A 22,243-nucleotide genomic window follows, 5' to 3' on the forward strand; every position below is an offset into this window, starting at 1 on the left:
ACCAGCGGAACGCGCCGCGTGAGCGTAGCTGACAACCAGGCGGCGGCCGGGCGCGGCCGCGCCCGTGCCGTGGCCATTTTATCATCGATCGGCCGCTTCCTGGTCATCGCGGTGACGACCTATCTCGGTCTTCTCGCGGTGACCTTCTTCATCGGCCGCGTCATCCCGATCGATCCGGTGCTGGCCGTGCTAGGCGACCGGGCGCCGACCGCCGTCGTCGAGCGCACGCGCCGCGAGATGGGGCTCGACCTGCCGCTGATCCAGCAGTTCTACATCTACGTGAAAAGTGCGCTGAGCGGCGATTTCGGCACCTCCGTGCTGACCACCAATCCGGTGATGTCCGACATCCGCCGCGTCTTCCCGGCGACGATCGAGCTTGCAACGCTGGGCACGATTATCGGCGCCGTCATCGGCGTGCCGCTCGGGGTGCTGGCCGCGGTGCGGCGCGGCAGCCTGATCGACCAGATCGTGCGCATCATCGGCCTGATCGGCTATTCCGTGCCGATCTTCTGGCTCGGGCTTCTCGGGCTCGTCCTGTTCTACGCCAAGCTGCAATGGGTCGCTTTTCCGGCGCGGCTCGACGTCGTCTACGAATACACTTTCACGCCGATCACCGGCTTTTATCTCCTCGATGCGGCGATACAGGGCCAGTGGGACGTCTTCTACGACGCCTACCGCCACATCATCCTGCCGGCTTCGCTGCTCGGCTACTTCGCGCTCGCCTATATCAGCCGCATGACGCGCTCCTTCATGCTGAACGAGATGGCGCAGGAATACATCGTCGCCGCGCGCGCCAAGGGCCTGTCGGAAACGCGCATCATCTGGGGCCACGCGCTGCGCAACGCCGCGGTGCCGATGGTAACGGTGATCGCGCTGTCCTATGCGAGCCTGCTGGAAGGCTCGGTGCTGACCGAGACCGTCTTTTCCTGGCCGGGCATCGGGCTATACATCACCAACTCGCTGCAGAATGCCGACATGAACGCTGTGCTCGGCGGCACCATCATCATCGGCTCGGTGTTCATCGGTATCAACCTTCTGTCCGATTTGCTTTACCAACTGCTCGATCCGAGGACGAAGGCCGGATGAGCAGAGGTATCGCACCTTCGGGCTTGGCTGCGGCCAATCACCCCCACTCCGGCCCTTCGGGCCACCTCTCCCCCTGCCCGGGGGAGAGGAAAAGCTGGCCGCACGCTTGGCGCCTTTCCTCTCCCCCGTCGAACGGGGGAGAGGTGGTCAGCGAAGCAGACTGGAGTGAGGGTCGACAGCTTCAAGAGGCATCGTCATGACCGCCTCCGACGCCGGCCCCCTCTCCCGTCGCGAATGGTTGCTGTCGGAGCGGCCGGCTTCGCGCATGCAGGCAAGGCTCGGCCGCGCCTATGTCGCGTGGCGGCGTTTTTCAGCCAACCGGCTGGCCCTTGTCGGCCTGCTGATCATACTCGCGCTGGTGGCGGTTGCCGCCTTTGCCGATGTGCTGGCCCCCTATTCGCCGACCGTGGGTGACCTGAAGAATGCCCGCTTGGTTCCGCCCGGCGCCGCGCACTGGTTCGGCACCGACGACCTTGGCCGAGACATCTATTCGCGCATCGTCTACGGCTCGCGCTGGACGCTCTACGTCGTCATCCTCGTCGCCATCATTGCGGCTCCGATTGGTTTGCTCGTCGGCACCGTCGCCGGCTATGCCGGCGGCTGGACCGATGCGATCTTGATGCGCATCACCGACATTTTTCTCGCGTTTCCGAAGCTGGTGCTGGCGCTGGCCTTCGTGGCGGCGCTTGGCCCCGGCATCGAGAACGCGGTGCTGGCGATCGCCATCACCTCCTGGCCGCCATACGCGCGCATCGCCCGGGCCGAGACGCTGACGGTGCGCAACTCCGACTACATCAAGGCCGTGCAACTGATGGGCGCCTCGCCCTTCCGCATCGTGCTGCGCCACATCATGCCGCTCTGCATATCCTCGCTGATCATCCGGGTGACGCTCGACATGGCCGGTATCATCCTCACCGCCGCCGGCCTTGGCTTCCTCGGCCTCGGTGCCCAGCCGCCGCTGCCCGAATGGGGCGCGATGATCGCGTCCGGCCGCCGCTTCATCCTCGACCAGTGGTGGGTGGCCGCGGCACCAGGCGCCGCGATCCTCATCGTCAGTCTCGGCTTCAACCTGCTCGGCGACGGTTTGCGCGACGCGCTCGATCCCCGGAGTGGTGACCAATGAGCGGCGACCAATGAGCGGCAATCCAGATAGGCAGCAAAAAGGCACGCTGCTCGACGTCGAAGATCTGCGCGTCACCTTCCCGACGCGTACCGGCGTCGTGCAAGCCGTGCGCGGCGTCTCCTTCTCGCTCGGCCGCGAGCGGCTCGGCATTGTCGGCGAGAGCGGCTCCGGCAAGTCGCAGACCGGCCGCGCCATCATGGGCCTGACCCCGCCGCAGGCTATAGTTTCGGCGAAGAAGCTCGGCTTCGACGGCATCGATCTGCTCTCCATATCGCAGGGCCGGCGCCGGGCGCTGCGGGGAAACCGCATCGCCATGATCCTGCAGGATCCGAAATACTCGCTCGATCCGGTGATGACCATCGGCCGCCAGATCGTCGAAACGCTGCGTACGCACGAAAAAGTCTCCAAGGCCGAGGCGCGCGAGCGGGCGCTGGAGATGCTGCGGGCGGTGCAGATCCGCGACCCGGGCCGGGTGTTCGACCTTCACCCGCATGAAGTCTCGGGCGGCATGGGCCAGCGCGCCATGATCGCCATGATGCTGATCGCCGGGCCGGAGCTGATGATCGCCGACGAGCCGACCTCGGCGCTGGATGTCACCGTGCAGCTCGACGTGCTCAACATCCTCGACCGGCTCGTCGCCGAGCGCGGCATGGGCCTGATCTTCATCTCGCACGATCTGCGCCTGGTCTCCTCATTCTGCGACCGCGTCGTCGTCATGTATGCCGGCAAGGTGGTCGAGCAGCTCAAGGCCTCCGAACTGCGCGACGCCCGGCATCCCTATACGCGCGGCCTGCTCAATTGCATGCCCCGGATCGGTTTCGAGCGCCATCCGCTGCCGGTGCTCGACCGCAAGCCGGAGTGGGCGGCATGACGGCAGCGCTTTCCGTCGAAGGGCTGGAGGTTGTCTTCGACCGTTTTCGCGCGCTTAAGGGCGTGAACCTCGAAGTGCGTGAAGGCGAATCCTACGGACTGGTCGGCGAGAGCGGTTCCGGCAAATCGACGCTGCTCAAGGCCATCACCGGCCTGGCGCCGGTCTCCTCGGGCACCATCACCGTCAACGGCAAGACGCTTGGCAAGAGCCGCGACAAGGCCTTCTATCGCGAAGTGCAGATGGTCTTCCAGGATCCGTACGGCTCGCTGCATCCGCGCCAGACCGTCGACCGGCTGCTGCAGGAGCCGCTCGCAATCCACGGCATTGCCGACGGCGAGAAGCGCATCGAGCGCGCGCTCTATGAGGTCGGCCTCGGCAACGGCTTTCGCTTCCGCTACGCGCACCAGCTCTCCGGCGGCCAGCGCCAGCGCGTGGCGATTGCCCGCGCGCTGATCCTCGAACCCTCGATCCTTTTGCTCGACGAGCCGACTTCGGCGCTCGACGCCTCGGTGCAGGCGGAGGTGCTTAACTTGCTCGAAGAGGTGCGCCGGCGGCGCAAGCTCACCTTCCTGATGGTCAGCCACGACCTCGCCATCATCACCCATATGTGCGAGCGGCTGATGGTGATGCAGAACGGCGAGGCGGTCGAGACGCTGACCGCGAGCCAGCTCATCGGGCATCGGGTGAGCGAAGACTATACGCGCAACTTGCTCAGGGCGAGCGAGGGGTTTGTGAGGGTGTGACGGAACGCGGCGCAACTCATTTTATGCCGCACCGCTTTCCGCTAAGGCTTCTTCCCGCTCCCGCTTCGGCTCCTTGATCCTGAACCACGTCACGTAAAGCGCCGGCAGGAACAGCAGCGTGATCGCGGTGCCGGCGATGATGCCACCCATCATGGCGTAGGCCATAGGCCCCCAGAACACTTCGCGCGCGATCGGGATCAGCGCCAGGCTCGCCGCCGCGGCCGTCAGCGCGATCGGCCGCATGCGATGCTCGGTCGCCTCGATCACGGCCGCCCAGCGGTCCTTGCCCTCGGCGACGAGGTCCTCGATCTGCACGATCAGGATGACCGAGTTGCGGATCAGGATGCCGATCAGCGCCAGCACTCCGAGGATGGCGACGAAGCCGAGCGGCGCGCCGCTCGGTACCAGCGCCGCGACCACGCCGATCAGGCCGAGCGGCGCCACCGCCACCACCAGGAACAGGCGCTGGAAGCTCTGCAGCTGCACCATCAGGATGGTCGCCATGATGAACAGCATCAGCGGCACCACTGCCGCGATCGGGCCCTGGCTGTTGGCGCTTTCCTCTACCGAGCCGGCCGTCTGCACCGAATAGCCCGGCGGCAGCTTGGCGATGAAGGCGTCGACCGACGGCTTCAGCTCGTTGACGACCGTCGCCGGCAGCACGTCGCCGACCAGGCCGGCGCGCACGGTGATCGTCGGCGTGCGGTTGCGCCGCCACACCGTCGGCTGCTCGAGGTCGTAGCGGAAGTTGGCGATTGCCGCCAACGGGATCGACTCGCCGGTGCCGGTCGGCAATTGCATGTTCTGCAGCGTCGAGATCGAGCTGCGGTCCGCCTCGCGCGAACGCGCCACCACGTTGATCAGATAGGTGGCGTCGCGCACCTGGGTGATCGTCGCGCCGCCGACCGTGCTGTTCAGCGCGCTGGCGATGTCGGAAGAGGTGATGCCGAGCTGGCGCGCCTTGTCCTGCAGCACGTCGACCCTGAGCACGCGTTGCGGCTCGTTCCAGTCGAAGGTCGGCGCGCCGAGCTTCGGATTGACCGAGATGATGCCGGCGAATTGCTGCGCCAGCTCGCGCACGGTCTGGATGTCGGGTCCGCCGACGCGGTATTGCACCGGACGCCCCACCGGCGGCCCGAGCTCGAGCGGCTTGACGAAGGCGTCGGTGCCGACGAACTCCTCGCGCAGCAGCTTCTCCAGCGCCGGCTTGACCCGGTTGCGCGCATCGATGCTCTTGGTGACGATCACGGTCTGGCCGAAATAGGGATTGGCCGGCTGCACGTCATAGGCAAGCAGGAAGCGCACCGCGCCCTGGCCGATATAGGACGAGAAGTGGTCGATGTCGGGATTGCCGACCAGCGCCCGCTGCTCGAAGCGCTCCATCTGGTCGCGCGTCTCGGCGATCGAAGCGTTCTGCGGCAGGTTCCAGTCGACGATCAGTTCAGGCCGGTCGGAGGGCGGGAAGAACTGCTGCTGGACGAGGCCGAAGCCGGCGATCGAGGCGGCGAACAGAAGCACCGTCGCGATAATGGTCAGCCAATGACGGCGCACCGACAGGACAAGTACGCGCCGGAACATGGAGGTGAATCGCCCCGGCTGGTCGTGGTGCTTGGCCTTCATCGTCGCCGGCAGGATGGTGACGCCGAGCAGCGGCGCGAAGAGCACGGCGACGATCCATGACACCAACAGCGACACCGCGATGACGACGAACAGCGTGAAGGTGTATTCGCCGGCAGCGCTCGAGTTGAGGCCGATCGGGATGAAGCCTGCGACCGTCACCAGCGTGCCGGTCAGCATCGGGAAGGCGGTGGACGTGTAGACATAGGTCGCCGCCTTGCGCAGGTTGTCGCCGACCTCCAGCCGCGCCACCATCATCTCCACCGCGATCATGGCGTCGTCGACCAAAAGGCCGAGCGCGATGATCAAGGCGCCCAGCGAAATGCGCTGCAGCGAGATGCCGAGATAGGCCATGACGGTGAAGGTGATGGCCAGCACCAGCGGGATCGACAACGCCACGACGAAGCCGGCGCGCAGGCCAAGGCTGATGAAGGAAACCGCGAGCACGATCGCCACCGCCTCGAACAATGCCCGTGTGAATCCCGACACCGCTTCCTCGACGATCACAGGCTGGTCGGCGACCAGATGCACGCCGACGCCCACCGGCAGGTCGGCCAGCACCTTGTTCATCTCCTCGTGCAGCGCTTCGCCGAACTGCAGCAGATTGGCGTTGGGCTTCATGCCGATGGCGAGTCCGATCGCGTCCTGGCCGTTGAAGCGGAACAGCGCCGTTGGCGGATCGACATAGCCGCGCCTGATCGTCGCCACATCGCTCAGCCGGAAGAAGCGGTCGTTGACGCGCAGGTTGATGGCGCGCAGGCTCTCCTCGGAGGTGAACTGGCCGCCGACACGCACGCTGATCCGCTCCGGGCCTGACTGGATGACGCCCGACGGCGTGATCGCGTTCTGCGCCTGCAGGCTGGCGACGATCTGCTGCTGGTTGAGGCCGAGCGCCGCGATCTGGCGGGACGAGAATTCCAGATAGATCGCTTCGTTCTGGGCGCCGACGAGATCGACCTTGCCGGCGTTCGGCACCGTCAGGATCTTGGTGCGGACGTCCTCGACATAGTCGCGCAGCTGGCGCGGCGTCAGCCCGTCGGCGGTGAAGGCATAGATGTTGCCGTAGACGTCGCCGAAGCGGTCGTTGAAGAACGGCCCCTGCACACCCTGCGGGAACTGCGACGCGATGTCGTTGACCATGTTGCGCACCTGCAGCCATGTCGGCACGACGTCGCGCGCCTTGGTGTTCTGCTTCAGGTTGACGAAGATGACGGTCTTGCCTGCGGTGGTGACGGATTTGGTGTAGTCGAGGCTGTCGAGCTCCTCGAGCTTCTTCTCGATGCGGTCGGTCACCTGGCGCACCGTCTCGTTGACCGAGGCGCCCGGCCAGTTGGCCTGGATCAGCATCGTCTTGATGGTGAAGGCGGGGTCTTCCTCGCGTCCGAGGTTGAGGTAGGAGAAGATGCCGGCCACCACGAAGACCAGCATGAAATACCAGACCAGCGAGCGGTGGCTGAGCGCCCAGTCGGAGAGATTGAAGCCTTTCATCAGACCCCTCCCTCCGGCACTTTGACCTTCTGGCCCTCACTCAGGCTGTGCACGCCGGCGGTGACGACGCGCATCCCGGCCTCGAGCCCCGACGCCACGGTGAAGGTGCCGCCATTCTTCGCGGCAATCCTGATCTCGCGCGCGCTTACGCTCGAGGACTGCGGATCGACGATCCAGACCTTCTCGGCGCCGTCCTTTTCGAGCAGCGCCGATATCGGCAGGGTGATTGTCGGCGCGACCTTGGTCATGCGGGTCGCGGTGATCGTCGAGCCCAGCCGGAATGCCGACGGCGGATCGGTCAGCGTCAGCCGCACGCGGCGGGTGCGGGTCGAGCCTTCGGCCTGCGGCGCGATCTCGCGCAGCTTTGCCTCGGTCGTGATGGTGGGGAGCGACTGCAGGATGATCTGGAACGGCGTGCCGACGGTGAGCTCGCCGGTCAGTTGGTCCGGGATGTCGACCACCGCCTCGCGCGGATCGGTGCGCGCCACGGTGACGACGGTTTGTCCGGGCGAAACAGTCTGGCCGACCTCGGCGCCGACCTCGGTGACGACGCCGTCGAAATCGGAAAATAGCCGGGCATAGCCGAGCTGCTCCTGTGACTTGGCCAAAGCGGCATTCGCCCGCTCGACCCCGGCCGCCGCCGCTTGCCGGGCCTGCTGCGCGGCGTCGAACACGGCCTGCGAGGTGTTGGCGGAAGCGAGCAACTGGCGTTGGCGTTCCTCGCTGGCTGCGGCATTGGCGAATTGCGCCTGCGCATTCGACAAATCCGCCTTCGATGCCTGGACGGCGAGCTCCAGCGCCGTCGGATCGAGCGCCGCGATCGTCGTCCCCTTGGTCACGATGTCGCCGACCTTGACGTCGCGCGAGACGACGCGGCCAAGCAGGCGGAAAGCAAGGTCGGCGCTATATTGCGGTTCGACCGAGCCGGCGAAGCCGAAGGTCTCGACGGTCTTCGGTTCGACGACCATCGACAGCACCGGCCGAATGATCTCGGGCGGCTTCTCCTCCGAGCGCGAGCAGGCGGCAAGCGATGCAATGAGCAGGAGCGCGGCAGTAAGCGGCAGCCGGTTCATTGGCTCACTCCTGCGATCTCGATCGTCTGGCCGGGACTGAGCAACTGCCCGCCCGCGGTGACGACGTTCTGGCCTTCTTGCAGCCCCTTCTCGACGACGACTACACCGGAATCGAAGGCGAGCACCTCGATCGGCGTCGTCGTCACCGCCTTGCTCGACGGATCGACGATCCAGACGGCGGGTTTGCCGGCGGTCGAGGTCAGCGCCTGCCAGGGCAAAAGGATGGCTTTCACCGGCTTGGCGCCGACCGTGCCGATGACGGCCGCGCCCAGCGGCATACCGGCCGGCGTGTCGGGTATGCCGATCTTGACCCGGATCGATCCCGACGCCGTATCGACCGCCGGCGAGATTTCGCGCACCTTGCCAACCGCCCGGACCTGCGGGTCGGAAAGCAGGGTGATCGTCACCGCCGGGGAAGGCGGCGTCCGGGCGACCAGCGTCTCATGGACATTGAAGACAGCGTCGCGGTCGCCGTCCTCGGCGACGGTGAAGACGGTCTGCGCCGCCTGCACCACCTGTCCCGCCTCGACCTGGCGTGCGGTGATCACGCCGGCGGCCCCCGCTTTGAGCTCCGTGTAGGAAAGGTTTTCCTTGGCGTTGGCCAAGGCGCTTTGCGCGGCCTCGACGCTGCCTTGCGCCACCTTCAGCGTCTGGTTGGCGGTGTCGAAATCTCGTCTCGTCGTAAAGCCTTGCGAAAGCAGCGTCTTTTGCCGTTGGTAGGTGGCCGTTGCCTGGGTGAGCTGCGCCTGCGTCGCGTCGAGGTCAGCCTGCGCTGAGCGCAGGTCCGATTCCTGTTCCTGCGGATCGATGCGGGCAAGCACGGCGCCCTGGTCGACATGCTGGCCGACATCGACCAGCCGTTCGGCGACACGGCCGCCGACACGGAACGACAGATTGTTCAGCGTGCGGGCCGCGATCACGCCTGTCAGCGAGGTCCTTGGCGCGTAGTCGGCAAGCGCCACCGTCTGCGTGGTGACCATCACCGGCAGTTTCTTTTCCGTCGCCTGCTGTTTCTGGCAGCCGGCGACGGAGAGGGTGGCGGCGCAGGCCAGCAGCAAAAAGACATTTGAACGAGACAGGAGGCTGGGCGGCGAAGACGGCAAGGCGGACGATGTCGCGTTCCTGCTCATAATTCCCCTCAGCCCGCGGGAAGCCGCTCCTGACGGCGGCACGTCGCGGATAAAAGAGGATAATCGATCGGCTGGAAAAGGAAACCATTTCCGCACGTTCATCGCCGGCCTGGTTGAGATCGATTTCGGCCCGAAGCGGTTCACCGTTTCATGGAAACGGCGAGCCGCTCGATGTTTTTGTTGGACGCAATTCCGCACGGAAAACCGCTTCACACTTTTCCTGGAATTGCTTTTAGGGCAGGCCCAATCGACCGGGCCAATGTGCCGACTTGAGGAAAACCTGAAATAAGGTCAGAAGAGGCTTTGACGGCATCAAAAACAGAACGGGCGCCTGCCCGATGAGGGATGAGATGAAGAATTCAGCCATTTCCGAACGCAAGAACCAGTCGATCTCGCGCGGCGTCGGCATGACCACGCAGATCTATGCCGATCGCGCCGAGAATTCGGAAATCTGGGATGTCGAGGGCCGCCGCTATATCGACTTCTCGTCGGGCATCGCCGTGGTCAACACCGGCCATCGCCATCCGAAGGTGATCGAAGCGGTCAAGGCGCAGCTCGACCGCTTCACCCACACCTGCCACCAGGTCGTGCCCTATGAGAGCTATGTGCGGCTGGCCGAGCGGCTGAACGGCATGCTGCCCGGCAAGTTCGACAAGAAGACGGTCTTCGTCACCACCGGCGCCGAGGCGGTCGAGAACGCCATCAAGATCGCCCGCAACGCCACCGGCCGCCAGGCGATCATTGCGTTTTCCGGCGGCTTCCACGGCCGCACCTTCATGGGCATGGCGCTGACCGGCAAGGTCGTGCCGTACAAGGTCGGCTTCGGCGCCATGCCGGCCGATGTCTTCCATGCGCCGTTCCCGGTCGCGCTGCACGGCGTGTCTGTCGCGGATTCGCTCGGCGCGCTCGACAAGCTGTTCAAGGCCGATGTCGATCCGGCCAGGGTAGCCGCCATTATCGTCGAGCCGGTGCAAGGCGAGGGCGGCTTCTACGAGGCGCCGCGCGATTTCATGACGGCGCTGCGCAAGATCTGCGACCAGCACGGCATCCTGCTTGTCGCCGACGAGGTGCAGACCGGCTTTGCCCGCACCGGCAAGATGTTCGCCATGGAGCATCACGACGTGGCCCCCGATCTCACCACCATGGCCAAGAGCCTCGCCGGCGGCTTCCCGCTATCGGCTGTCACCGGCCGCGCCGAGATCATGGACGCGCCCGGCCCCGGCGGCCTTGGCGGCACCTATGGCGGCAGCCCGATCGGCGTCGCCGCGGCCCATGCGGTGCTCGACGTCATCGAGGAGGAAAAGCTCTGCGACCGCGCCAATGCCCTGGGTGCCAGGCTGAAGCAGAGGTTGGAATCGATCCGCGACGACGTGCCGGAGATCGTCGACATCCGCGGTCCGGGCTTCATGAACGCCGTCGAGTTCAACGATGTGAAGAAGGGCCTGCCCTCGGCCGAATTCGCCAATGCGGTGAGGCTGAAGGCGCTCGACAAGGGCCTCATCCTGCTCACCTGCGGCGTCTACGGCAACGTCATCCGTTTCCTGTCGCCGATCACCATCCAGGACGGCGTCATGACCGAGGCGTTGGACATTCTGGAGAGCTCGATCCGCGAAGTGCGGGCGGCTTGAGCCAACCCCCTACCTCCTCCTTGTGGGGAGGTCGGACCGAAGGTCCGGGTGGGGGTCGGCGCCGTCCCCCGCCCGTTGCTTCGCAGCGACCCTCCCCACAAGGGGAGGGCAAGCGCGTCAGCCCGCGGCTCTTACCGGCTCGCTGAAAGCGGCAAGCGCCGCCTTCAGCGCATCCGGCCCGGCTGCCACGGTCTGCGGCGCTGGTGAGAAGCCGGCGCCGAGCATTTTGCGCCCGAGCATGTGGTCGGCCGGACGGTTGACGGATTCGATGCCGAGCAGCCGATTGCCGGCATAGTGGTAGATGGAGAACCTGTTCTCGGCCGGCTCGCCCAGCACGACATGGCTGTCGCCGCCTTGGGTGAGGCCCACCATCTGCAGCTTCATGTCGCCGATATCCGACCAGAACCACGGCACCGCCGAGAAGGGCTCCGCATGGCCGAGGATCGTGCGCGCGGCGAGCCGCGCCTGGTCGGTGGCGTTCTGCACCGATTCCAGCCGCACGTCGCCGCCGGTGAACCAGTGCCGGTAGGAAGCCGCATCGCCGACCGCGAGGATTTCCGGGATCGAGCTCTGCATATGCTGGTCGACGCGGATGCCGTTGCCGGTGGCTAAGCCGGCGGCTTCCGCCAGCTCGACATTAGGCACCACGCCGATGCCGATGATCACCAATTGCGCCGGCAGGCGTTCGCCGCCCGACGTAATCGCGGCCGAGACGCGGCCGGCGTCGCCTTCGAGGCGGGAAACCGTGGTTCCTGTCATGATGCGCACGCCCGTCGCTTCCAGGCGCTGGCGCGCATGGGCCGCGATAACCGGCGCAACGGCACGGCCGAGCAGCCGGTCGACGGCCTCGACGACGGTGACCTTGCGGCCGGCGGCCCGTAGCGTCGCCGCGATCTCGAGACCGATGAAGCCGCCGCCGAGGATGACGACGTCCTCGCTCTGCGCGCTGAGCTCGCGGATCAGCCGCGCGTCGGCCAGCGAGCGCAGCGATACGACGCCGGCGAGTTCCGCGCCATCGAGTTTGAGCAGGCGCGGCCGCGATCCGGTCGCGAGCACCAGCCGGTCGAAGGCGAGCGTGCCGCCGCCGGAGACGTCGAGCCTGCGCGCGCCGATCTCGATCCTGTCGATGCGCACGCCCGGCCGGTAATCGACGCTGTTGCCGGAATAGAAGGCTTCGCCGCGCAAAGGCTGCGGCTTGGCCTCGGCATCCTTGATGAAGGTCTTGGACAGCGGCGGCTTGTGATAGGGCAGCTCGTTCTCGTCACCGATCAGGATGACCGGTCCGTCATAGCCTTCCTCGCGAAGGCTTGCGGCCGCCTGCACGCCGGCATGACCCGCACCGACAATGACCACCCCGTTCTTCATCGCAGTCCTTTTTGCCTTTGAAATCTAGGATCTTCCGCCAGGTGGCGATTGTCTGCCGCCGCCGCAAGAGCCTTGATCCGGGTCGCACCCAGAATGGCCGCCTGTCAATCCGGATGTTCGACGGAACCACCGGCATAAAGTTGATAATTGCAGTTTAGAATAATTCTAAACTGTTGTTTCAATTGAATTTTCTCTGGCGAACCAGTTGACTTCCAGCCGCTCCGCCGCTTTATGGAGGGCTGCGCTCCCGGCGCATTCCTTTGATGTCTGGGCCTTGAACCCTTTCGATTGGAGGCATTTCGGTGTCTTTTGCTGATTGGCCGCGCCGTCGCGCGGCAACCTTGCCTTTCCGGTCATTCGTGCTCGCGCTGGCGCCGCGCGCCGGCGGCGGCACATCTATGTCATTGAATTTCTGAGGAGATGGGATTGATGAAAGCGATAATTTCGCCACGGATTGTCACGCCACGTTGGGGCAGCAGGCTGGCCGCGATCGGCGCCACCGTGGCGTTGACGGCCGCCGTGTTCGTGCTGCCGGCGAAAGCCGAATCCGACGCGAAGGCCGTCATCAAGACCTATGCCGACATCGCGCTGGCAAAGTATGAAGATTCGCTGACCACCGCGCAGGCGCTCGATAAGGCTGTCGATGCACTCATCGCCGCGCCCTCGGCCGAGACGCTCAACGCCGCTCGTGAAGCCTGGAAGGCGGCGCGCATCCCCTACCAGCAGACCGAGGTCTATCGCTTCGGCAACAAGATCGTCGACGACTGGGAAGGCCGGGTGAATTCCTGGCCGCTGGACGAGGGCCTGATCGACTATGTCGCCAAGAGCTACGGCACCGAGTCGGACGAGAACGCGCTCTATACGGCCAATGTCATCGCCAACAAGGAGATCGAGGTCAACGGCAAGAAGGTCGACGCCTCGAAGCTGACGCCCGAATTCCTCTCCGGCACGCTGCAGGAAGCCGGCGGCGTCGAGGCCAATGTGGCGACCGGCTATCACGCTGTCGAATTCCTGCTCTGGGGCCAGGACCTGCATGGCACGGGACCCGGCGCCGGCGAGCGTCCTTATACCGACTACGATCTCAAGAACTGCACCGGCGGCAATTGCGACCGCCGCGCGGAATATCTGAAGTCGGCGAGCGATCTGCTGGTCTCCGACCTGCAGGAGATGGTCAACGACTGGAAGGAAGATGGCGCTGCTCGAAAGAATCTCGTCGATGGCGAGACGAACGCCGGCATTTCGACAATCTTCACCGGCATGGGCTCGCTGTCTTACGGTGAACTTGCCGGCGAGCGCATGAAGCTCGGTCTCCTGCTGCACGACCCGGAGGAGGAGCACGACTGCTTTTCCGACAACACCTACAACTCGCATCTCTACGACGCGGTCGGCATCCGCGCCGCCTATCACGCCAGCTACACGCGCCTCGACGGCACAGTGGTTTCCGGCCCGTCGGTCTCCGACATGGTGAAGGCGGCCGATCCGGCGATCGGCAAAGAGCTGTCGGACAAGCTCGACGTCACGGTCGCCAAGATGGAGGCGATCAAGGCGCGCGCGCTCGCCGGCGAGGCCTATGACCAGCAGATCGCCGAGGGCAATACCGAAGGCAACGCCACGGTGCAGGCCGCGATCGACGCGCTGATCGACCAGACCAAGTCGATCGAACGCGCCGTCGGTTCGCTCAAGCTCAACGCCATCGCCTTCGAGGGTTCCGACAGCCTCGATGCGCCGGACAAGGTGTTCAAGTAAGCGACGGTCCAGTACCAGCCACACGGCGCCGAATGGCGCCGTCAGCCAGAGCAAGTAAATGCTGATCTGCCATTGCAACATCATCACTGAAAAGGAGATCGAGCAGACGATCATCGGTCTGCTGGATGAAGATCCCTGGCAGCTTATTGTACCGGCCAAGGTCTATCATGCCATGCGCAAGCGCGGTCGCTGTTGCGGCTGCTTTCCAAATGTGGTGGAAACGATCATTCGGGTCACCGAGAACTACCACGCCCGTTCAGAGGGGAGCGGCGCGGACATCGTGTCACACCTGGATCGCGTAAGAGGCTTGCGGGTCCAATACGGGAGCAGATTCCATGAAAGGCGAACCGCAGATCATCGAGCGGCTTAACGAAGCCCTGTTTCTGGAGCTTGGGGCCGTCAATCAGTACTGGGTCCACTATCGTCTGCTCGAGGACTGGGGCTACACGAAGCTGGCAAAGAAGGAGCGGGCGGAATCGATCGAGGAGATGCACCACGCCGACCGGCTGGTGGCCCGCATCATCTTCCTCGAAGGACACCCGAACCTGCAGTCCGTCGCGCCGCTGCGCATCGGCCAGAACGTCAAGGAAGTGCTCGAATCCGATCTCGCCGGCGAGTATGACGCGCGCACCTCCTACAAGCGCTCGCGCGAGATCTGCCAGGAGGCAGGAGACTACGTGTCGATGAAACTGTTCGAGGACCTTTTGTCCGACGAGGAAGGCCATATCGACTTCCTGGAGACGCAGCTCGACCTGCTTGCCTCGATCGGCGAGGAAAAATACGGCCAGCTCAACGCCGACTCGGCCAACGAGGCGGAGTAAGGACATGCGGGAATGCGGCGCCCCGTAAACCTTTTGCGCCGCGCGCGGCGGGCCGACATTGATGGCCTGCCGCACCAGAAGAGCCCGCGATATAGGATTTATCGCGGGGTTTTGCTTCTGCTGGCAATAACGCTTTCCGCTATCGCCACGGCCGGCGAGCCGGTGCCTGCCGGCCTTGCGTCCAGCCGCACCGACCTGACGCCGAAGGATCAGGCACGGGTCCTTGCCGTCACCCGGCCGACCACGGACTTTACAAAACCCGAGCAGTTCGAATTGATGCAGGGCGGCGCCGGCACGTCGGAGAAGGACGTCAATCGCGACGCCTTTTCGCAGTCTTCCGCCAACATCACCTTCGAGGAAGAAGGCACCTTCAAGCTCGGCAACGCGCTTTTCCGCAAGAACTGGGTGTCGTCGCCGTCGTCGACGCAGGCCTCTGACGGGCTCGGCCCGCTGTTCAACGAACGTGCCTGCCAGAACTGCCACCTGAAGGATGGGCGCGGACGGCCACCGGAAGGCGGCATCGGCTCCTCGTCGATGTTCCTGCGGCTGGCGCGCGACGCAAGCAATGCCGAAGAGAGGGCAGCGCTTGCCGACCACAAGGCGCTGAACTTCCCCGATCCGATCTACGGCTCGCAATTGCAGGATCTTGCGGTTCCAGGCCTCAAGGGCGAAGGCCGCATGCGTGTCGAATACTCCGAAGAGAAAGTGACGCTCGGCGACGGCTCCGTCGTTTCGCTGCGCAAGCCGACCTATACGGCCGAGGGCCTGGCCTACGGCCCGCTCGACCCACGCACCACGCTCTCGCCGCGCCTGACGCCGCCGATGATCGGCCTCGGCCTGATCGAGCAGATCGCGCCCTCCGACATCCTCGCCCATGCCGATCCGGACGATCGCGACGGCGACGGTATCTCCGGCAGAGCGAACATCGTTCGCGATGCGCTGAGCGGCGAACCGACGCTCGGCCGCTTTGGCTGGAAGGCGCAGGCCGCATCGATCCGCCAGCAGGCCGCCGATGCCTTTGCCGGCGACATCGGCATCTCGACGCCGGAGGAGCCGAAGCATTGGGGCGACTGCACACAGGCCGAAAAGGCCTGCTTTGCCATGCCGGATGGCGTGCAGCAGCGCCTGGGCACGGCGGAAGCGCCGCCGCCGGTCATGGACCTCGTCACCTTCTATTCGCAGAACCTTGCGGTGCCGGCGCGGCGCGATATCGGCACACGGCAAGTTCTTGCCGGCAAGAAGCAGTTCTACGAGATGGGCTGCATTTCCTGTCACACGCCGAAATTCGTCACCATGCGCGGCAACAAGGCGCAGGCCTTCCAGCTGATCTGGCCCTATTCCGACTTCCTGCTGCACGACATGGGCGAGGACCTTGCCGACGGGCAGCGTGTGGGCGAAGCGAGCGGCAGCGAATGGCGCACGCCGCCGCTCTGGGGTATCGGCCTGACCGCGACGGTCAACGGCAACAGCTTCTATCTGCATGACGGGCGCGCGCGCACGCTTGCCGAGGCGATCCTCCGGCACGGCGGCGAGGGCCGGAAGGCGCGCGACCGCTTTGCCGGCGCCGCCGCGGCCGATCGCGATGCGCTGATCAAATTTTTGGAGTCGCTATGATGTCGAAACGCCTGGCAGCCGCGCTTGCCTTTCCCCTGTTTCTGGCTGCTGCATGGCCAGCCTCGGCCGCGGTCAAAGCCTCCGATGTCATTGGACGCGCGATCGACGGCTTCGTGCGCCCGGCCTATGCCAGCCTCGACGATCGTGCCGCGAGCCTGACCAAGGCGATGCGTCAGCTTTGCGATAGCCCGTCACAGCAAAATCTGGACGCGGCGCGCGCGGATTTTTCCGCAACAGTCGAGGCCTGGTCGGTGGCCGAGATCATCGCCTTCGGGCCGATCAAGGAAAACAACCGGCTGGAGCGCATGCTCTATTGGCCGGACCGCAAGAGCATCGGTCTGAGGCAGGTGCAGGCCACGCTCGCCGCGAAAGACCCTTCCGCGACGGTTCCGGCGCAGTTGGCGGGAAAGAGCGTCGCCATGCAGGGGCTGGGCGCGCTCGAATATGTGCTGTTCGGCGATGGCGCGGAGGTGCTTGCCAAAAAGGATGAACCCTACCGCTGCGCCTATGGCGCGGCGGTCGCCGGCAACATCGAGGCGATCGCCGGCGAGGTCCGCGACGCCTGGAGCAAGCCGTACGGTTTTGCCTCGCTCTGGGCCAATCCGGGACCGAAGAACCCGCTCTACCGCGACGGCACCGAAGCCGTGACGGAGCTGGTCAGCGTTTTCATCAACGAGCTGGAAATGATCCGCGACGTGCGGCTCAAGGGCTTCCTTGGCGCAAAACCTGACGCAGACAAACCGAAGCAGGCGATCTACTGGCGCTCGCAAAACACGACGAAATCTCTGGCCGGGAACCTGTCCGGCATCGACCAGTTGTTCCAGGCCTCGAAGCTCGGCGATGCGCTGCCCGCCGATGCTCGATGGATGGCGGAATCCATCCACATCCAGCTCACCAACGGCGTGGCGACCGCGAAGTCCGTCACCGGTCCGATCGACAAGGCGCTCGCCGATCCGGCGCTGCGCGGCAAGCTCGAGCATTTCGCGCTGATCACCTCCAGCCTCTCGACCCTGATCGGCACGAGGATGACCGCCGAGTTCGGACTGACGGCCGGCTTTTCATCGCTGGATGGGGATTGATGCTTTGAGGACCTCGCTCATCGACCGCCGCGATTTCCTGCGCGCCGCCAGCGCCAGCTTCGCCGCTGCTATGGCGCCGCGCGCCTGGGCGGATACGTTGGCAGTGGACGCCGTCTTTGCCACGGCCTTCGTCAAGCGCGACGGCGGCTTCGGCGCCGCCGTGCTCTCCGAGGCGGGCAGGATCCTGCACACTGTCGATCTGCCCGACCGTGGCCACGACGTCGCCTTCGATCCGGTGTCGAAGCGCTCGGTCGTCTTCGCCCGCCAGCCCGGCACCTTCGCGGTCGTCTTCGACCATGCCGGCCGCGAGAAGCCATTGACCATCGCCAGCATCGCCGGCCGGCATTTCTTCGGCCATGGCGTGTTCTCGCCCGACGGCGCGCTGCTCTACGCCACCGAGAACGATTTTGATAACGCCGCCGGCGTCGTCGGCGTCTATGACGCGAAGGCGAAATTCAATCGCATCGGCGAGTTCCCGACCTATGGCATGGGCCCGCACGAACTGCTGCTGCTCGGCGACGGCAGGACGCTCGCCATTGCCAATGGCGGCATCGAGACGCATCCGGATTTCGGTCGCGCCGAGCTCAACATCGCGACGATGAAGCCGTCCTATACGCTGGTCGACCGCGTCACCGGCGACCTGATCGAAAAGCACGAGCTGCCTCCGGCGCTGCACCAGCTCTCGATCCGCCACATGGACCGCGACCAGGCCGGCACCGTCTGGTTCGGCTGCCAGTATCGCGGGCCGGCGACCGACTGCCCAGCGCTGGTCGGTCGCGCCGCGCGCGGCAAGGAGCTAGAGCTTTTGGAGATGCCGCGGGACGTGCTCTCCGGCTTTCGCAACTACATCGGCTCGGTCGCCGCCAATCCTGCCGCCGGCACGGTCGCCGTCACCTCGCCGGAAGGCAATTCGCTGGCTGTGATTGATGCCGCCAGCGGGCGCGTGGTCGCAACCAGGTCGCTTGTCGAGGTTTGCGGTCTTGCCCCGGACAGCGCCGACTTCATGGCGACGACCGGCGCCGGCGAGATCGTCGGCGGTGCCGGTGCTTCGCGCTCCGAGCCCGACTATGTTTGGGACAACCACATGCTGCGCATCGCGGCCACGGCCTGACGGCCGGAAGCAAAGCCGCTTAACATTTATGCGGCCTGGCCCTTGCAGCGGCGGGCCATGCCGGGCACAGGGAAGGCGTTCGATCCAGTGCGTTAACCGGCCACATGAAGCTGCCCGTATGAAGCTGCCTGCATGAAATTGCTCGCCATCGACTGTGCCGCCAATCTCTGTGCCGCCTGCGTCTATGACGCGGGCGCGGGCATCGAGCTTGGCCGGCAAGCGCTCGATCTGGGCAAAGGCCATGCCGAGCATCTGATGGCCGTCATCGAGACTGCCCTGAAGGCCAGCGGGATCGATTACCGAGGCTTGGGTGCCGTCGCCGTCTCGATCGGGCCGGGTTCCTTTACCGGCCTGCGCGTCGGCGTGTCCACCGCGCGCGGCCTGGCTTTGGCATTGAAAATCCCTGCCATCGGCGTGACGACGCTGGAAGCGCTGGCGGCGGAGGCTGCAGATGCCTTTCCCGGCCGCCCCGTGCTTGCCGCGCTCGACGCCGGCCGCGAGGAGCTCCATGCGGCTCTTTTCGACAAAGCGTTAGTTTTGACTTACGGTCCTGCGGTGGCCACCCTTTCCGAAGCCGCCGCAATGGCAGTCAAGGCGACCGCGGTTCTAGCCGGCACCGCCGCGCCGCAGATTGCCGCGGCAGCAGGACCTACCTTCGACATCGGGCCGGTCGCCGCTACGGCGGATATCGCGACCTACGCCAGTCTCGCCGCCGCCAAGGGGCCAGGCGAAAAGCCGAAGCCGCTTTATCTGCGCGGCGCCGACGCCAAGCCGCAGGCTGGTTTCATTTTGCCGAGACAGGACCAGCCGAAAGGTCATGGTGTGGAAAAACACGGCCAGAGTCCCCGAAAGCGGGGCTCAGGAGAAAAAGGGTCCTGATGCGCATACCTTTTCTTCAACCGCGCCGCAGGGACTATGCGCTGGAGCCGCTGACGGTTGCCGACAGCGGCGCCGTCTCGGTGTTGCACCGCGAGGACTTCGTCCGGCCCTGGACCGATGGTGAGTTCGCGGCGCTCCTCGAACAGGACACCGTGTTCGGCTACGCCGCGCGCGAGACCGGACAGGGAGCAAAGCCTCCGGTCGGCTTCGTTCTGGCGCGGCTCGCGGCCGGCGAGGGCGAGATCCTGACAGTCGCGGTCGCCCGCGCGCATCGCCGCCAGGGGCTCGGCTGGCAATTGATGGACGCGGTGCTGCGCGAATTGCATGCGCAGCGCGCCGAGGCGCTCTTCCTGGAAGTCGACGAGACCAATGCACCGGCGATCGCGCTCTACCGCAGGCTCGGCTTTCGCCAGGTCGGCCAGCGTCCGAACTACTACCGGTCGACCGAGCACGGCCCGACCGGCGCGCTTGTCATGCGCCGCGATCTTCGCTAGCTGAACTGGCGGGCAGGGCCGGAGCGAATGATCAAGAAATTGAGGGTTTTCCTGGCGCTTGGTCTTGTCGTCGTCGGCTCGCTTGTGCTGGTGCCGCTTCAGATACTGTCGATGAAGACCGGACTCTGGCCGGAGACGGTCGTTCTGAAAATCTGGCACCGCATGATCCTCAAGGCGCTCGGCATGCGCGTGCACGTGAAGGGCAAGCTGTCCAAGGAACGTCCCTTGCTCATCGCGGCCAACCACATCTCCTGGACCGACATCATGGTGCTCGGCTCTTTTGTCGATGTGAAGTTCATTGCCCGGGCCGACATGGAAGGCTGGCCGCTGATCGGCATGCTGTCCAAGCTCCAGCGCACCGTCTTCATCGAGCGCGACCGCAAGCGCACCTCCGGCGACCAGGCGAGCGAGATCGCCAGGCGCATGGCCAGGGGCGATGCGATGGTGCTGTTCGCCGAGGGCTCGACCGGCGACGGCAATCTGGTGCTGCCGTTCAAGAGCACTTTGTTCGGTGCGGCCTCGATGGCGATCTCGGAAGGGGCCGCAGACCAGGTGTTCATCCAGCCGGTGGCGATCGCCTACACGCGCCTGCACGGCGTGCCGATGGGCCGCCGTCACCGGCCGATCGCCGCCTGGATCGGCGACCAGGATCTGATGCCGCATTTGAAGGGTTTGCTTGCCGAAGGCTCGCTCGATGCCGAAGTGCATTTCGGCGATCCGGTGCCGTTCTCCAAGGGTTCGAACCGCAAGGAAACGGCAAGATTGATGGAAGCGAAGGTGCGCGAGATGATGCAAGCCACGCTCGCTGACCCACGTCCCAGCCGCTAGCGCACAAAGCGAAAACCGAACGAGCGGCGCCGTAACCCGCCAGAATCGTCTGTTTTTTGTCACGGAAAGGCGTTAGAAGCCGCCCGATGGAATTGAACACGATTGAAAGTCACGAGATCGGCGCTACGCCCGAGCACTCGGCTGGCGCCGCCCCGGCGGCGAAAAAGGTCTTCGTCAAGACCTATGGCTGCCAGATGAATGTCTATGATTCCCAGCGCATGACCGATGCGCTGGCCGCCGACGGCTATGTCGCGACCGACGCCGTCGAAGACGCCGACCTGGTGCTCCTCAACACCTGCCATATCCGTGAGAAGGCGGCCGAAAAGGTCTATTCCGAGCTCGGCCGCATCCGCGACATGAAGGCCGAGCGCGCCGAGGCCGGCCGCGAGTTGCTGATCGGCGTCGCCGGCTGCGTGGCGCAGGCCGAGGGTGCCGAGATCATCCGACGCGCGCCCGCGGTCGATCTGGTCATCGGCCCGCAGACCTATCACCGTCTGCCCGACGTGCTGGCGAGGGTGCGCGGCGGCGCAAAGATCGTCGAGACCGACTACGCCATCGAGGACAAGTTCGAGCACCTGCCGCAGCCGAAACGCACCGAGTTGGCCAAGCGCGGCGTCACCGCGTTTCTCACCGTACAGGAAGGCTGCGACAAGTTCTGCACCTTCTGCGTCGTGCCTTATACGCGCGGCTCCGAAGTCTCGCGCCCGGTGGCGCAGATCGTCGCCGAGGCCGAGCGTCTGGCCGAGGCCGGCGTGCGCGAGGTGACGCTGCTCGGCCAGAACGTCAACGCCTGGCACGGCGAGGGCGAAAACGGCGAGGAATGGGGTCTTGGCCGCCTGCTTTTCCGCCTGGCGGAAATCCCTCGCCTGGCCCGGCTGCGCTATACGACCAGCCATCCGCGCGACATGGATGACGAATTGATCGCCGCCCACCGTGACCTGCCGGCCTTGATGCCCTATCTGCATTTGCCAGTGCAATCTGGCTCCGATCGGATACTCAAGGCGATGAACCGCAGGCACACGGCACGCGACTATCGGGCGCTCATCGATCGCATCCGCGCTGCCCGCGGCGACATCGCCATGTCGGGCGATTTCATCGTCGGCTTCCCCGGCGAGACGGAAGAGGATTTCGAGGCGACGCTCGAGCTGGTGCGCGACGTGAACTACGCCTCTGCCTTCTCGTTCAAATATTCGCCGCGCCCCGGTACGCCGGGCGCCGAGATGGACGGCCACGTTTCCGAGGCCGTGAAGGACGAGCGGCTGCAGCGCCTGCAGGCGCTGATCAACGAGCGGCAGCAGAGTTTCATTGCCAGCCTGGTCGGCCGCACAGTCAGCACGCTGATCGAGAAGCCGGGCCGCCGCCCTGGCCAGAAGGTCGGCCGCTCGCCTTGGCTGCAGCCGGTTATTGTTGACGACAAGGCCGGTGGAATCGGTGACATTATTGACGTACGAATCACGAAGACAGGTCCAAACAGCCTGTTCGCCGAGTTGGCCTGATGCATGTCGCCCAAAAGTGCTCGCGGTTTTGGGCAACGACATGCATAGCCA

The 22,243-nt window shown here is 65.2% G+C and carries 21 protein-coding genes; 16 read left to right on the forward strand and 5 right to left on the reverse strand.

Annotated features, from left to right (window positions below; translation table 11 throughout):
* Positions 1–18 precede the first annotated feature (18 nt).
* The 4 genes from RFM40_RS15000 to RFM40_RS15015 all read left to right on the forward strand — a co-directional run bounded on the left by RFM40_RS15000 (position 19) and on the right by RFM40_RS15015 (position 3,823).
* Positions 19–1,086, forward strand: coding sequence for an ABC transporter permease (locus RFM40_RS15000; protein ID WP_320227409.1), 1,068 nt, complete (start codon positions 19–21; stop codon positions 1,084–1,086).
* A gap of 196 nt (positions 1,087–1,282) precedes the next feature.
* Complete coding sequence (nikC, locus tag RFM40_RS15005) at positions 1,283–2,209, forward strand: nickel transporter permease (RefSeq protein ID WP_320227408.1); 927 nt, start codon at positions 1,283–1,285, stop codon at positions 2,207–2,209.
* 10 nt (positions 2,210–2,219) lie between these two features.
* Positions 2,220–3,080 carry an ABC transporter ATP-binding protein gene (locus RFM40_RS15010; RefSeq protein WP_320227407.1) on the forward strand — a complete coding sequence of 287 codons (861 nt, stop codon included), beginning with the start codon at positions 2,220–2,222 and terminating at the stop codon, positions 3,078–3,080.
* Positions 3,077–3,823, forward strand: a complete 747-nt coding sequence (locus tag RFM40_RS15015) for an ABC transporter ATP-binding protein (RefSeq protein WP_320227406.1) — start codon at positions 3,077–3,079, stop codon at positions 3,821–3,823. Before RFM40_RS15010 ends, RFM40_RS15015 begins: the two co-directional genes overlap by 4 nt.
* A 21-nt stretch (positions 3,824–3,844) precedes the next feature.
* Here the strand turns inward: RFM40_RS15015 and RFM40_RS15020 are convergent, their stop codons facing one another.
* Genes RFM40_RS15020 through RFM40_RS15030 form a run of 3 tightly spaced genes read right to left on the reverse strand, consistent with a single transcriptional unit; the run spans position 3,845 to position 9,059 of the window.
* Entirely contained in the window at positions 3,845–6,928 is a 3,084-nt protein-coding gene (locus RFM40_RS15020) for an efflux RND transporter permease subunit (RefSeq protein ID WP_320227405.1), read from the reverse strand.
* A complete protein-coding gene (locus RFM40_RS15025; protein WP_320227404.1) occupies positions 6,928–8,001 on the reverse strand; it encodes an efflux RND transporter periplasmic adaptor subunit in 1,074 nt (357 codons plus the stop codon). Before RFM40_RS15025 ends, RFM40_RS15020 begins: the two co-directional genes overlap by 1 nt.
* Entirely contained in the window at positions 7,998–9,059 is a 1,062-nt protein-coding gene (locus RFM40_RS15030; RefSeq protein WP_430691676.1) for an efflux RND transporter periplasmic adaptor subunit, read from the reverse strand. The genes RFM40_RS15025 and RFM40_RS15030 overlap by 4 nt, the downstream gene beginning before the upstream one ends.
* Here RFM40_RS15030 and RFM40_RS15035 point away from each other — a divergent pair.
* Together RFM40_RS15035 and RFM40_RS15040 are read left to right on the forward strand one after the other, a co-directional pair.
* Positions 8,974–9,420 (forward strand): hypothetical protein, encoded by a 447-nt coding sequence (locus tag RFM40_RS15035; protein WP_320227402.1) that lies wholly within the window; start codon positions 8,974–8,976, stop codon positions 9,418–9,420. The genes RFM40_RS15030 and RFM40_RS15035 overlap by 86 nt on opposite strands.
* Positions 9,421–9,481: 61 nt before the next feature.
* The gene (locus RFM40_RS15040) at positions 9,482–10,759 is read left to right on the forward strand and encodes a 4-aminobutyrate--2-oxoglutarate transaminase (protein WP_320227401.1); all 1,278 of its coding nucleotides are present in this window, start codon (positions 9,482–9,484) and stop codon (positions 10,757–10,759) included.
* Positions 10,760–10,876: 117 nt separating this feature from the next.
* Here the strand turns inward: RFM40_RS15040 and RFM40_RS15045 are convergent, their stop codons facing one another.
* Together RFM40_RS15045 and RFM40_RS15050 are read right to left on the reverse strand one after the other, a co-directional pair.
* On the reverse strand, positions 10,877–12,124 hold the full coding sequence (locus RFM40_RS15045; RefSeq protein ID WP_320227400.1) for an NAD(P)/FAD-dependent oxidoreductase: 1,248 nt from the start codon (positions 12,122–12,124) through the stop codon (positions 10,877–10,879).
* 165 nt (positions 12,125–12,289) lie between these two features.
* Positions 12,290–12,481: a hypothetical protein gene (locus RFM40_RS15050; protein ID WP_320227399.1), complete on the reverse strand. Its 192-nt coding sequence runs from the start codon at positions 12,479–12,481 to the stop codon at positions 12,290–12,292.
* Between the two features lie 72 nt (positions 12,482–12,553).
* Between RFM40_RS15050 and RFM40_RS15055 the strand changes: the two genes are divergently transcribed.
* The 10 genes from RFM40_RS15055 to miaB all read left to right on the forward strand — a co-directional run bounded on the left by RFM40_RS15055 (position 12,554) and on the right by miaB (position 22,192).
* A complete protein-coding gene (locus RFM40_RS15055) occupies positions 12,554–13,870 on the forward strand; it encodes an imelysin family protein (RefSeq protein WP_320227398.1) in 1,317 nt (438 codons plus the stop codon).
* A gap of 58 nt (positions 13,871–13,928) precedes the next feature.
* Positions 13,929–14,240 carry a (2Fe-2S)-binding protein gene (locus RFM40_RS15060; protein WP_192249981.1) on the forward strand — a complete coding sequence of 104 codons (312 nt, stop codon included), beginning with the start codon at positions 13,929–13,931 and terminating at the stop codon, positions 14,238–14,240.
* Complete coding sequence (gene bfr / locus RFM40_RS15065; RefSeq protein WP_059184973.1) at positions 14,206–14,691, forward strand: bacterioferritin; 486 nt, start codon at positions 14,206–14,208, stop codon at positions 14,689–14,691. Before RFM40_RS15060 ends, bfr begins: the two co-directional genes overlap by 35 nt.
* Positions 14,692–14,703: 12 nt before the next feature.
* Positions 14,704–16,305 carry a di-heme oxidoreductase family protein gene (locus tag RFM40_RS15070; protein WP_320227397.1) on the forward strand — a complete coding sequence of 534 codons (1,602 nt, stop codon included), beginning with the start codon at positions 14,704–14,706 and terminating at the stop codon, positions 16,303–16,305.
* Entirely contained in the window at positions 16,305–17,384 is a 1,080-nt protein-coding gene (locus tag RFM40_RS15075) for an imelysin family protein (RefSeq protein WP_320227396.1), read from the forward strand. The genes RFM40_RS15070 and RFM40_RS15075 overlap by 1 nt, the downstream gene beginning before the upstream one ends.
* A gap of 4 nt (positions 17,385–17,388) precedes the next feature.
* Complete coding sequence (locus tag RFM40_RS15080) at positions 17,389–18,495, forward strand: DUF1513 domain-containing protein (protein ID WP_320227395.1); 1,107 nt, start codon at positions 17,389–17,391, stop codon at positions 18,493–18,495.
* A 132-nt stretch (positions 18,496–18,627) separates the two neighbouring features.
* On the forward strand, positions 18,628–19,374 hold the full coding sequence (gene tsaB / locus RFM40_RS15085; protein WP_320277753.1) for a tRNA (adenosine(37)-N6)-threonylcarbamoyltransferase complex dimerization subunit type 1 TsaB: 747 nt from the start codon (positions 18,628–18,630) through the stop codon (positions 19,372–19,374).
* Entirely contained in the window at positions 19,374–19,868 is a 495-nt protein-coding gene (gene rimI / locus RFM40_RS15090) for a ribosomal protein S18-alanine N-acetyltransferase (protein ID WP_320227393.1), read from the forward strand. Before tsaB ends, rimI begins: the two co-directional genes overlap by 1 nt.
* A gap of 27 nt (positions 19,869–19,895) precedes the next feature.
* Entirely contained in the window at positions 19,896–20,696 is an 801-nt protein-coding gene (gene olsA, locus RFM40_RS15095; protein ID WP_320271534.1) for a lyso-ornithine lipid O-acyltransferase, read from the forward strand.
* Between the two features lie 86 nt (positions 20,697–20,782).
* Positions 20,783–22,192, forward strand: a complete 1,410-nt coding sequence (miaB, locus tag RFM40_RS15100) for a tRNA (N6-isopentenyl adenosine(37)-C2)-methylthiotransferase MiaB (RefSeq protein ID WP_320218664.1) — start codon at positions 20,783–20,785, stop codon at positions 22,190–22,192.
* The last annotated feature ends 51 nt before the right edge of the window (positions 22,193–22,243 follow it).

The organism is Mesorhizobium captivum, from assembly GCF_033977165.1.
GTDB lineage: Bacteria > Pseudomonadota > Alphaproteobacteria > Rhizobiales > Rhizobiaceae > Mesorhizobium > Mesorhizobium captivum.

Excerpts from the sequence above, each read along its gene's own strand:
- RFM40_RS15070 (WP_320227397.1), top strand. The coding sequence starts at position 14,704 with ATGCGGCGCCCCGTAAACCTTTTGCGCCGCGCGCGGCGGGCCGACATT.
- RFM40_RS15010 (WP_320227407.1), top strand. The coding sequence starts at position 2,220 with ATGAGCGGCAATCCAGATAGGCAGCAAAAAGGCACGCTGCTCGACGTC.
- olsA (WP_320271534.1), top strand. The coding sequence starts at position 19,896 with ATGATCAAGAAATTGAGGGTTTTCCTGGCGCTTGGTCTTGTCGTCGTC.
- RFM40_RS15050 (WP_320227399.1), bottom strand. The coding sequence starts at position 12,481 with ATGACCGGAAAGGCAAGGTTGCCGCGCGACGGCGCGGCCAATCAGCAA.
- RFM40_RS15075 (WP_320227396.1), top strand. The coding sequence starts at position 16,305 with ATGTCGAAACGCCTGGCAGCCGCGCTTGCCTTTCCCCTGTTTCTGGCT.
- tsaB (WP_320277753.1), top strand. The coding sequence starts at position 18,628 with ATGAAATTGCTCGCCATCGACTGTGCCGCCAATCTCTGTGCCGCCTGC.
- RFM40_RS15040 (WP_320227401.1), top strand. The coding sequence starts at position 9,482 with ATGAAGAATTCAGCCATTTCCGAACGCAAGAACCAGTCGATCTCGCGC.
- nikC (WP_320227408.1), top strand. The coding sequence starts at position 1,283 with ATGACCGCCTCCGACGCCGGCCCCCTCTCCCGTCGCGAATGGTTGCTG.
- miaB (WP_320218664.1), top strand. The coding sequence starts at position 20,783 with ATGGAATTGAACACGATTGAAAGTCACGAGATCGGCGCTACGCCCGAG.
- RFM40_RS15045 (WP_320227400.1), bottom strand. The coding sequence starts at position 12,124 with ATGAAGAACGGGGTGGTCATTGTCGGTGCGGGTCATGCCGGCGTGCAG.
- RFM40_RS15015 (WP_320227406.1), top strand. The coding sequence starts at position 3,077 with ATGACGGCAGCGCTTTCCGTCGAAGGGCTGGAGGTTGTCTTCGACCGT.
- RFM40_RS15020 (WP_320227405.1), bottom strand. The coding sequence starts at position 6,928 with ATGAAAGGCTTCAATCTCTCCGACTGGGCGCTCAGCCACCGCTCGCTG.
- RFM40_RS15055 (WP_320227398.1), top strand. The coding sequence starts at position 12,554 with ATGAAAGCGATAATTTCGCCACGGATTGTCACGCCACGTTGGGGCAGC.
- RFM40_RS15025 (WP_320227404.1), bottom strand. The coding sequence starts at position 8,001 with ATGAACCGGCTGCCGCTTACTGCCGCGCTCCTGCTCATTGCATCGCTT.
- rimI (WP_320227393.1), top strand. The coding sequence starts at position 19,374 with ATGCGCATACCTTTTCTTCAACCGCGCCGCAGGGACTATGCGCTGGAG.
- RFM40_RS15060 (WP_192249981.1), top strand. The coding sequence starts at position 13,929 with ATGCTGATCTGCCATTGCAACATCATCACTGAAAAGGAGATCGAGCAG.
- bfr (WP_059184973.1), top strand. The coding sequence starts at position 14,206 with ATGAAAGGCGAACCGCAGATCATCGAGCGGCTTAACGAAGCCCTGTTT.